This is a genomic window from Bacillus cereus group sp. MYBK195-1 (genome assembly GCF_051916605.1).
Classification (GTDB): domain Bacteria; phylum Bacillota; class Bacilli; order Bacillales; family Bacillaceae_G; genus Bacillus_A; species Bacillus_A cereus.
This window is the reverse complement of sequence record NZ_JBQAGZ010000005.1, coordinates 302180-312921: the sequence shown is the minus strand read 5'-3', so window position 1 is coordinate 312921 and position 10742 is coordinate 302180. Positions and strand designations below refer to the sequence as shown.

Genomic DNA, 10742 nt, shown 5'->3' with positions numbered 1-10742 from the left:
TGTACGCCGTGGTTTAAAAGAAGTTGGATTTACAGATGTAACAGTTGTAAAAGAACAAGAGTTACCAGATCCAAACTTCTCTACAGTAAAATCACCGAACCCAGAGGAGCACGCAGCGTTTGAGTATGCAATTCGTGACGGTGAAAAGGTAGGCGCAGATGTATTAATCGCAACTGATCCTGACGCAGACCGCCTTGGTGTAGCAGTGCGTAATCATAATGGTGAGTTCCAAGTATTAACAGGAAACCAAACAGGTGCATTAATGCTTGATTACTTACTATCTCAAAAGAAAGAAAACGGAACGCTTCCAGAGAACGGTGTCGTATTAAAAACAATCGTAACGTCTGAAATTGGTCGTACAATTGCAAAAGCATACGGTTTAGATACAGTTGATACGCTAACTGGATTTAAATTTATCGGTGAGAAAATTAGACAGTATGAAGAAAGTGGACAATATGAATTCCAATTCGGTTATGAGGAAAGCTATGGTTATTTAATCCGCCCATTCTGCCGTGATAAAGATGCAGTACAATCTGTTCTATTTGCATGTGAAGTAGCTGCATACTACAAATCACAAGGGAAAACGTTATATGACGGTCTATTAGAAGTATTTGAGAAGTACGGCTTCTTCCGTGAAGACCTTGTATCGTTAACGTTAAAAGGAAAAGATGGAGCGGAAAAAATCCAAGAGATGATGGCAAAGTTCCGTGAGAATCCTCCGAAAGAAGTGGCGGGCTTAACAGTCGTAGCAGTTGAAGACTATAAAGCGAGCGTTGTTACATCTTTACAAGATGGACATAAAGAAGAGATTCACTTACCGAAATCAAATGTGTTAAAATATCAATTAGAGGATGGTTCATGGTTCTGCCTACGACCATCTGGAACTGAGCCGAAGATTAAGTTTTACTTTGGTGTGAAAAATAGTTCTTTACAAAATAGTGAACAAAAGTTACTTACTATTAAAGAAGACATTATGAATCGTTTATAATAAATTGTGGAAGGATTTGGTTATGTATCGAATCCTTCTTTTATGATAAAGTTGATTTATTTAATAGGTTGTATGCTGCAAGATAGGATATAAGCTATGACTTGTATAAGAGAGGGTATCGTCGACAAAATATGTTCGACAATACCCTCTCTTTTTTTATAAGATTTTTGCTATACTAAACTGTACTATAATACATGATGGAAGGAGGAGAATGATGAAAATACTTGTGGTTGATGATGAATCGAGTATTCGTAATTTGATTCGGATGCAGTTGGAGATGGAAGGTTATGAAGTATTGGCAGCGGCTGATGGGAGAGAAGCTTTAGAGAAATGGAATGAAGGGCCCGATGTATTGATTTTGGATGTTATGCTTCCGGATACGGATGGGTATGAGTTGCTTCGTTTGTTCCGTGAGAGGGATAGGGATATTCCGGTGCTTATGTTAACGGCAAAGAGTCAGATGAATGATAAGTTGCTTGGCTTGCAGCTTGGTGCTGATGATTATGTGACGAAGCCGTTTAATTATGCGGAGCTTATTCTTCGGATTAAGAATATGGCGCGGCGTGTAAAGAAGACGGAGGCGGCTGTAAGTCATGAAGTAATTGAGGCTGGAGAGATAGTGATTTGTCCTAAGGAAAGAAAGGTACATGTGAGTGGACAAGAGATTCAGTTAACGTACCGAGAGTTTAATTTATGTCAGTTATTTGTTTCAAATCCGCAGCGTGTGTTTATGAGGGATGAGTTACTTGAGAAAGTATGGGGATTTGAGTATATCGGAAATACGAGAGCAGTTGATATTATGGTGCAGAGACTTCGTAAGAAGCTTGGGACGAGCGGAGAATATATTAAGACAATTTATGGCGTTGGCTATAAACTGGATTGTTAAGTGGTGATGGTATGTCTTTAAAACGAAATATGGTATTTGGAATAGTTGGGCTGTTAATTCCGATTTTTGTTCTTTTATATGCAGTTGTTTATATTACGTTAGAAAAGAATATGTATCATAACGCAGCAGATTCTTTAGAAAAGTTAAGTGTAGAAGCACAAATTTATACGATGAATTATTTAGAGAAGGAAGCAGAAGTGGATACGCTTGGTCCGAATTCACTTTTAATTGCGTCGTATTTAGCGAAGCGTATGGATGTCCGTGTGCAGATGATTGGGAAGAATGGCGATGTTGTTGCAGATACACAAAAAGGAGCATTGCTTCACCGTAACATCGACATTGAGAGTTCCTTGAAGGGAAAGAAGTCTTATGTTTTTGAGGAGGCGGATCCCGCTCCTATTCTTTTGTTTTCAAGCCCGGTTTATTATGGAAACGATGTCATTGGAAGCATTCGTTTTATAAATGAGTTAACGGGTGAGAAGGAAGTTTTAACAAATGTGAGCTGGACTTTCTTAATGACATCTCTTTGTTTAGTAGCTACGGGTATTTTCTTTGCGATTCGTTTGGCGAAGTCTCTTCATAAACCAATTGATCAGTTGAGACAAATGGCACAGAGGCTCGCGAATGGTGATTATAAGAGTAAGATTGAGTTAAATGAGTACGTGGAAATCGCTCAGCTTTCCGCATCTTTTAACGCGATGGCCGATGGAATTGAGCTGCATATTAAGCAGTTGCAGGAGGAGAAAGAGAAGCAGAAAGATTTCCTAGACCGCATTACGCATGAGCTAAAAACACCGCTAACAGCAATTATCGGTTATGTGGATTTAATTCCGAAGTTACAATCGAAAGAAGATGTACAGGAAAGTCTTCGTTATGTGGCGGTGGAAAGTGAGCGTTTATTATCACTTGTAGAGGAACTGCTTAAGTCTTCGAAATATGGGACGAGTACGTTTGAAGTGTCTCCTACAGTTGTGAACATAAAGGAATTGGCAGAAGAAGCAGTTTCAATTGTGAAACCTCGTCTAAATCAGTTTGAAATTGAAGTGGTAAATGAGTTAACGGATGTACATGTTGTTGCGGATTTTGATAAGACGAAGCAAATTTTCTTAAATGTGCTTGATAATGCAATTAAGTATAGTGATGCTTCGCACATTCGTATGAATGTAATTGTAAATGAGCATGAGGCGAAGGTTTTTGTTCATGATGATGGGATCGGTATAGATGAAGTGGTGCTTGCAGAGTGGAAAGAGTTTCCGAAAGGAAAGGCACTTCCTTCTAGTTATGGGAATGGTTATGGTTTGTATATTTGTCAGGAGATTATGAGCAAGCAGGGCGGAAGTATGCGGATTGAGAGTAGTGAAGAAATAGGTACTACAATATTCATTACATTTTTGCTTCCGAGAAGGATGGAAGACATAAAAAACTTGAAAGCGGTTAAATGATACATTTATGAAACAATTATGCGGTATTTTCGAAACAACGTTTTTTTATCTTGGAGGTAGGCAGAAATGAAAAGGCTATCATTTCAAATTCTTATGTTTGTCATTTGTATAATTGTTTTTCTTGTTTTGTTTTATGTTATGGAGAAGCAAATCTATAATCGAATCAACATTGTAAATGATAAACAAGCCGTTTTACAAAGGGTGAATGAATCTCTTCCAATTGAAGTGAAAGTAAGACATGAAAAGTGGGGAGAAATCGTTGTAACGGATGAAGTTCGTTTGCATACGATTGTTTCATTCTTTGACCGAATTCGAATAGAGCCTGGGGACGTTAAGAGCCAAGAACAAGTATTTACTGGAGAAGTAACGTACTTGAATGGACATAAGCGTACTTTTGCAGTAGGTGACTTGTTCCAGTATGGGGAAAATGTATACGGAAAGAATGGCATGGATCCGATGATTTCAGCACTTCAAACGTATTTATTAAGCCTGTATTACACGCCAGAGCGTATTAGTGATTTCTTTGCTTCAGCAAAGGATGTCGTAGTACGTCAAGGCGATGTGGTACGTACTATCAATCTTACGCACATACTTGATTCTATACGGTCCGCAAAGCAAATTACAGATTACGGAGAAATTCAGAAGTTATTACAATCGCAGAATGAACCGATTGCTTATATTACAGCTTATAAAACAGGTAAGCGTGTAAAGAATGATCGTGAAGATATTCTTACGATTTCTGTGTATCCATCGTACTTTGTTGTGCAATATCTCGGTGATAATAACGGGAATGTCATGTATATGAAAGGCTCTCTAGCAGAGTTATTCGTAAAGGAGAATGCGTCATGAGAAAGATAGCCTTTTTCTTCTTTTTGCTAGTAATTGGAGGAGCGATGTCTAGTTGCTCTCGAGATACAACCTCTATTAAATATAGTAAAAATGGTCTCCCTATTTTGGATGATCGTCATATTGTTGCGTATGTAGCGGCTCGTGAGGAAGTTGGTGAAGCGTTACTTTCATCATTTTGTAAGCCGCGAGGATGTACGTATGAATTTATTCGTCTTTCAACAGAAGAACTTCTTCGTAGAGTGGAAGAAGAAGCTGGAAATCCGAAGGCGGATATTATTATTGGCGGTACAGTAGATGCGCATCAAATGATGAAGCAGAAAAATCTTTCTATTCCTGTGATAAGCCAACATGCAAATCGTATTTCAAAAACTGTTAAAGATAAAGATGGTTATTGGTATGGTTATGAAGTGGAGAAGCTGGCAATTGCGATTAATAAAGAGCGGTGGAACGAGGAAATAGCGCCGCACGGTCTCTCGTATCCGTTAAGATGGAAAGATTTATTGAATCCAGTATATAAAGGAAAGATTGTCATGCCCGATCCAAATGTTTCAGGTACAGCATATACGTTTTTTCAATCACTGATTGATACGTTAGGTGAAGAGGAAGCGAAGGGATATGTGAAGAATCTGGCAGAACAAGTTGGAGAAGTAACAGTGAATGGTTACATCCCAGCAGAACTTGTTGCGAGCGGTGAATATATGATAGGCATCAACTTTATGGGAGATCAGAGAATGCTTCAAAAACAAGGCTTTCCGATTTTAAGTAACGAACCTGAGCAAACAGGGTTATCTGTTAATGCGATTTCTAAACTAAAACGTGCACCGAGTGGCATTATTGCGGATTTATTTATTGATTATTGTTTATCAGAAGAAGCGGGGCATATTTTAGAAAAAGTGTCGTTTGGCGTACCAACGATGTTTGCGAAGAATGAGAAAGAAATAGAAGGACAGCCGGTTAGAAGGACGAACCAAAATATATCAAATAGTGGAATAATCGAGATATGGAATAGACAGCGTCTCTCTCTGAAGTGAGAAAAGGAGACGGAAATATATGTTTAAATGGCTCAAGCCAGCACCTGCAATTGAAAGATTGCCAGCGGATATGATCGACCGTGTATATCGATTACTACGTATTCGTGTGTTAATCGGGATTTCAGTTGGATATGCTGCTTATTATTTAGTTCGTAGTAACTTTACGTTATCAAGTACGTATTTAGTACAAGAATATGGTTTTAGTACAGCTGAAATTGGTCTACTAGGCTCAGTAATGGCAATTGTTTATGGATTTAGTAAGTTCTTTATGGGTAATTTATCAGATAAAGCTTTCGCCCAGCGCTTTATCGCAGTCGGTTTATTCTTATCAGGGCTTGTAAATATTTGTTTCGGTTTTGCATCATCATTTGGGATGATTGTTACATTACTTGTTGTTAACGGTATTGTACAAGGTATGGGAGCACCACCTTGTAGTATTGTTATGACGAAATGGTTCTCGAAGAAAGAACGTGGTACGAAAACAGGTCTTTGGAATATTTCACATAACGTTGGTGGAATGCTTGTGCCACCACTTGTCGGAATTGGTGTAGGTATTTTCGGTGAAAATCATTGGCAAGGTGGCGTGTTTATTTTCCCTGCGATTATCGCAATGGTAATTGCAGTTCTTGTTTGGATCAATGCGAAGGATACACCAGAATCTGAAGGTCTTCCTCCAATTGATGAGTATCGTAATGACTATGAAAATCTTGAAAAAGCAGATAATGCTAACAAGATGTCCCCAAAAGAAATTTTAATGAAGTATGTAGTGAAAAATAAATTTGTATGGTTCTTATGTATTGCGAATGCTTTTGTTTATTTAATTCGTTTCGGTGTTATTAACTGGGTTCCACTTTATTTAACGACAGTTAAAGGATTTTCAAAAGCAGAAGCGCATGCGGCATATGCAATCTTTGAAGGTATGGCAATTCCAAGTTCATTAATCGTTGGTTTTTTAAGTGATAAATTATTTAAAGGAAAACGTATGCCATTATGTATTATTAGTATGGTTGGAGTTGTTATTGGTACGTTTATATATTGGCAAGCAACTAGCGTACTTGTTGTAAGTATTGCAGTTTCTATTATCGGTTGTTTAATTTATGTACCACAGTTCTTAATCGGTTTAAGTGCGATGGAATTAGTACCGAAATTTGCAGTTGGTACGACAGTTGGTATGTGTGGTCTATTCGGTTATGTAGGCGGAAGTCTTGTAGCTAACGCAGCAATTGGTGTTATTGTTGATAGTTCTGGCTGGGATGGTTGTTTCATCTTACTATTAACAGGTGCGGTTTTATCAACAATCTTCTTATTTATTGTTCAACGTGGACATGAGAGAAAAGATCCTAAAGTAGCGTAATATTTTGTTAGAAAAAGCTATCCAATTATTATTTTGGATAGCTTTTTCTATATAATATAATCTTTCCTTAAATCTATCTTAAAAGATATAATGTCATATTTCTAATCATTGGAATTTTTGTTACAATATAAATGGATGTGTAAAACTTTGTAAAAAGATTGTAATAATACACAATTTATTTTCAGAAAGTTTTATACAATTATGCTATTTATTAAACTATTAATTTATAAAGGGAGAGAGAATATGTTACCAAATACGGTTCGTACTCCAAACAAGAAGAAGAAATGGATTATTATTGGGGTTATTGCACTAATTGTTATTGTAGCGGCAATTAATATTTTTGTTATGCAAGGTAAGAAGAAGGGTGCATCAACAAATGCTGATGCTGTAAGTTTTGAGAAAGTGACAGAGCGTAAGCTGAATAATACGAAGTTAATTTCTGGTCAGGTGAAGCCTGGTAATATTGAAAGCTTCTATGCAGATCCGGCCAAAGGGAAAGTGAAAGATATTGAGGTAAAAGAAGGGCAAGAGGTAGAGAAAGGCACGAAGTTATTCTCTTATGATAATGAAGAGATTAACCTTCAAATGAAGCAAGCTGAGCTTGATCAGAAGATGGCGGATATGCGTTATGATCAAGGGAAAAAGAAGATTGATTCTTTGAAGAAAGAAATTAAGAAGGCGAAAGATAGCGGAGCTGGGAAAGAAGTAACAGATCCGATGGACGAGCAAGTAAACGAGTTAGAGATAGGACAAAAAACAATTGACCTTGAGAAAGAAAAAGGAAAGTTGCAGAAAGAAGAGTTAAGTAAGAAGCAGAAAGAACTTACGATTTATAGCAATTTTGCTGGTGTTGTTCAAAAGTTAGATAAAGATGCGGCACAAAGTTCATCTCAAGCGTTAGGTGGTCAAGGAAAAGCATTTTTACAAGTAGCTTCTAAAGATCCATTCCAAGTTCAAGGTACGTTAACTGAGCTTCAGAAGTCACAAATTCAAAAGGATCAAACATTCACTGTAACTGCAAAAGCAAATAATAAGAAGAAGTGGACAGGTAAGATTACAGAGGTAAGTGAGTTCCCAACGAGCGCAGAGATGGCGCAAGCTGGCGGCATGGGTGAAGCAACTCAAAATATGTCCCAATATACATATAAAGCTAGCCTTGATAGTCAAGATGGTTTATCTCCAGGTTATCACGTTTCTCTGCAAGTAAACTTAGAGAATAAGACGATGGTTGCTGTTCCAAGTAAAAGCATTGTAGAAAAAGGCGATGATGCATTTGTTTATGTTGAGGAGAAAGGAAAGCTTCGTAAACAAAATGTGAAAAAAGGTTCTACTGATGGAGACTGGACAGAGGTTGTAGAAGGCGTAACAGTGGGGCAAAAGGTGGTTAAAAATCCTTCCGACGATGTGTATGACGGAATGGAAGTGAAAGAGAAATGATTACGTTAAATAATATTGCTAAAACGTATTATCAAGGAAAATTGGCGGTGCCGATTTTGCATGGTATTAGTTTAACAATTCAGAGCGGTGAGTTCGTTTCGATTATGGGACCATCTGGTTCTGGTAAGTCGACGCTTATGAATATTATCGGTTGTTTAGATCGTCCAACAGAAGGTGAATATATGCTGAATGACGTGAATATCTTAACAGCAGACGAGTCAAAGCTTGCTTTAATTCGTAATGAATATATTGGCTTTGTATTTCAGCATTTTAATTTACTACCTCGTCTTTCCGCAGTAGAAAATGTTGAGCTTCCGCTCGTATATGGTGGCGTGAAGAAAGCGGAGCGTCGCAAGCGTGCTTTGGAGGCACTAGGTAAAGTTGGATTGGCAGATCGCGTGCATCATTTACCAAATGAGTTATCAGGTGGACAGAAGCAGCGTGTAGCGATTGCAAGAGCGATTGCGAATAACCCAACGTTCATTATGGCTGATGAACCGACTGGTGCACTTGATACGAAGTCTGGTGAGCAAGTTATGAATATTTTCACGAAGCTTAATGCAGAAGGTACGACGATTGTTATGGTTACGCATGAAGAGGAAGTAGCAGCGTATTCTTCCCGCCGCATTGTACTGCGAGACGGGAAAGTTACAGAAGATAGAAGGTGTGCGGTATGAGTTTACTAGATAGTATAAAAATTGCCCTGTCTTCTATTTTAGCTCATAAACTGCGTTCTGCTCTTACGATGCTCGGTATTATTATCGGGGTAGGTTCGATTATTACTGTCGTTGCAATTGGGCAAGGTGGGGAAGCGATGCTGAAGTCGAAAATCGCTGGTTCTGGTAATAATCTTATGCCAATTCAATTTAAACCGGATATTAATGATGAGTTCAGTATGGGGGGGCATCAAGTACCGAAATTAACAGAAGAAGATATTATGGAAGTAAAGCAAGTTAAAGATGTTTCTCATGTTATTACGACGAATAATACGATGGAAACAATGGATATTAATGATAAAAAATCAATGATTAATGTTATTGGACTTGATAGTGAATATTTTGAAGTAAATAAAGTGAAAGTGGTTAAAGGTCGTTCATTAAATGAATCTGATATTTCACAAGGAAATAACGTTGTTATGATTAGTACGAAATCAGAAGAGACGTTATTTAAAGATGAAAATCCAGTAGGGAAAATTATTGAAATGAAAGGACAACCGATGCAAATTATTGGTGTCTATAAATCAGATAATGAATTTATGGGGTTCGAGGCTGAGGAAATGTTAATTCCTCTTACTTTATGGCCTATTTTATACGGAACGGATGAAATTCAAAGTATTGCCATTCAATCTAAAAACGTAGATAATTTAGAAACGGCAGGGAAAAAAGCTGTTGATGTATTAAATAGTCGAAAACCAAGCGATATTCCAGGTAAATATGAATTGGTGAATTTAAAAGAATTCCAAGAAGGTGTTTCTAAAGTTACTAACATTATGACGATGATCATTGGTGGTATCGCGGGTATTTCATTAGTCGTTGGTGGTATTGGTGTTATGAATATTATGCTTGTATCTGTAACGGAGCGTACACGCGAAATTGGGATACGTAAAGCACTTGGAGCAACACGTAGTAAAATTTTATTACAGTTTTTAATTGAAGCCGTTATGTTAACACTTCTAGGTGGTTTAATCGGAATTGGTCTTGGGTATGGCGGAGCATATATCGTTTCTACATTCGCAAAATGGCCGCCACTCGTTTCATGGGAAGTTGTCGTTGGAGGCGTACTGTTCTCGATGACACTCGGTATTATTTTCGGATTAATTCCAGCAAATAAAGCTGCGAAATTAGATCCAATTGAAGCATTGCGTTATGAGTAATTAATAGTGTAGTAGAACTACAAATTACCGTTCTAGTGGGCGGTTCGTAGCCTCTATATGAGGAAGTGAACCGCCCGTTAGAACGGGTTATATAAATAGAAGGAGGCGTTATAATGGAAGCAAATATTAATACGCAAGATGTAGGCGCGAAGAAGCCATCATTATTAGGAATGATTACTTCTCCAGGTGAGCAGTTTGAGAGAATGAAGACGAAAAGTCCGGTTTGGGGGGCATTTTTCCTTTTCATTATATTAACAGCTGTAATTGCAGGGATTAGCATGTATCAAGTAATGAATCATCCTGATGTAATGAGTGAGGTGCCTGATGCTGAAACGGCTAAAGTTGTTAGTTACTTCGGAATAGGAGCAGGTATTGTTGGAGGGCTATTTGGTACTGCGATTTGGTTCTTCATTGCGGCAGCTATTTATAAAGTGATTATGATGTTTATGAGTAATGATACTTCATACATGAAATTATTATCTATTTATGTCTACACATATACGATTTCAATTTTAGGTGCAATTGTGAACTTTATTATTAGAATGATTCTTGGTGGAGATATTGAAACTTCTTATACAAGTTTAGCAACTTTATTTGAGCCAGGTACAGTTGCTCATGGTGCTGCTTCATCATTTGAAGTTTTCAATATTTGGGCATTAGTTGTAATGGGATTAGGATTACATATTACGGCTGGATTAAGTAAAAAACAAGCAACGATTTTAATTGTTATTTTCTTTATTCTTTCAGTTGGATTTACTAGTTTAAGTGGTTTAGCTCCAAAATTTGGTGCATAATTTATTCTTTTAGAAAAAGGTGACTCTTCAAGGGAGTCACCTTTTTTATTTTTACCCCTATTTCAAATACCACCAACAAAATTTCAAA

General features: G+C 37.5%; 10 protein-coding genes. All 10 read left to right on the top strand.

Annotated elements, in window-relative coordinates:
* On the top strand, positions 1–988 hold a 988-nt coding region (locus ACTFRY_RS21555), incomplete at its 5' end, for a phospho-sugar mutase (RefSeq protein WP_440032421.1).
* A 214-nt stretch (positions 989–1202) separates the two neighbouring features.
* Entirely contained in the window at positions 1203–1874 is a 672-nt protein-coding gene (locus tag ACTFRY_RS21550; RefSeq protein WP_098616218.1) for a response regulator transcription factor, read from the top strand.
* An 11-nt stretch (positions 1875–1885) separates the two neighbouring features.
* A complete protein-coding gene (locus ACTFRY_RS21545) occupies positions 1886–3316 on the top strand; it encodes a HAMP domain-containing sensor histidine kinase (RefSeq protein WP_098616219.1) in 1431 nt (476 codons plus the stop codon).
* Between the two features lie 66 nt (positions 3317–3382).
* A complete protein-coding gene (locus ACTFRY_RS21540) occupies positions 3383–4165 on the top strand; it encodes a DUF3919 family protein (protein WP_098616220.1) in 783 nt (260 codons plus the stop codon).
* Positions 4162–5196, top strand: coding sequence for an ABC transporter substrate-binding protein (locus tag ACTFRY_RS21535; protein WP_098616221.1), 1035 nt, complete (start codon positions 4162–4164; stop codon positions 5194–5196). The genes ACTFRY_RS21540 and ACTFRY_RS21535 overlap by 4 nt, the downstream gene beginning before the upstream one ends.
* A 19-nt stretch (positions 5197–5215) precedes the next feature.
* A complete protein-coding gene (locus ACTFRY_RS21530) occupies positions 5216–6550 on the top strand; it encodes an MFS transporter (protein ID WP_000477602.1) in 1335 nt (444 codons plus the stop codon).
* Between the two features lie 243 nt (positions 6551–6793).
* Positions 6794–7987, top strand: coding sequence for an efflux RND transporter periplasmic adaptor subunit (locus ACTFRY_RS21525; protein ID WP_000937320.1), 1194 nt, complete (start codon positions 6794–6796; stop codon positions 7985–7987).
* Positions 7984–8664, top strand: coding sequence for an ABC transporter ATP-binding protein (locus ACTFRY_RS21520; protein WP_000631626.1), 681 nt, complete (start codon positions 7984–7986; stop codon positions 8662–8664). Before ACTFRY_RS21525 ends, ACTFRY_RS21520 begins: the two co-directional genes overlap by 4 nt.
* Positions 8661–9860 (top strand): ABC transporter permease, encoded by a 1200-nt coding sequence (locus tag ACTFRY_RS21515; protein WP_098616222.1) that lies wholly within the window; start codon positions 8661–8663, stop codon positions 9858–9860. Before ACTFRY_RS21520 ends, ACTFRY_RS21515 begins: the two co-directional genes overlap by 4 nt.
* Before the next feature lie 113 nt (positions 9861–9973).
* The gene (locus ACTFRY_RS21510) at positions 9974–10654 is read left to right on the top strand and encodes a Yip1 family protein (protein ID WP_098616223.1); all 681 of its coding nucleotides are present in this window, start codon (positions 9974–9976) and stop codon (positions 10652–10654) included.
* Positions 10655–10742 lie beyond the last annotated feature (88 nt).

What these genes read in the sequence shown, in the direction of transcription:
- ACTFRY_RS21510 (WP_098616223.1), top strand. Translation starts at nt 9,974, where the DNA reads ATGGAAGCAAATATTAATACGCAAGATGTAGGCGCGAAGAAGCCATCA.
- ACTFRY_RS21535 (WP_098616221.1), top strand. Translation starts at nt 4,162, where the DNA reads ATGAGAAAGATAGCCTTTTTCTTCTTTTTGCTAGTAATTGGAGGAGCG.
- ACTFRY_RS21520 (WP_000631626.1), top strand. Translation starts at nt 7,984, where the DNA reads ATGATTACGTTAAATAATATTGCTAAAACGTATTATCAAGGAAAATTG.
- ACTFRY_RS21550 (WP_098616218.1), top strand. Translation starts at nt 1,203, where the DNA reads ATGAAAATACTTGTGGTTGATGATGAATCGAGTATTCGTAATTTGATT.
- ACTFRY_RS21540 (WP_098616220.1), top strand. Translation starts at nt 3,383, where the DNA reads ATGAAAAGGCTATCATTTCAAATTCTTATGTTTGTCATTTGTATAATT.
- ACTFRY_RS21515 (WP_098616222.1), top strand. Translation starts at nt 8,661, where the DNA reads ATGAGTTTACTAGATAGTATAAAAATTGCCCTGTCTTCTATTTTAGCT.
- ACTFRY_RS21525 (WP_000937320.1), top strand. Translation starts at nt 6,794, where the DNA reads ATGTTACCAAATACGGTTCGTACTCCAAACAAGAAGAAGAAATGGATT.
- ACTFRY_RS21530 (WP_000477602.1), top strand. Translation starts at nt 5,216, where the DNA reads ATGTTTAAATGGCTCAAGCCAGCACCTGCAATTGAAAGATTGCCAGCG.
- ACTFRY_RS21545 (WP_098616219.1), top strand. Translation starts at nt 1,886, where the DNA reads ATGTCTTTAAAACGAAATATGGTATTTGGAATAGTTGGGCTGTTAATT.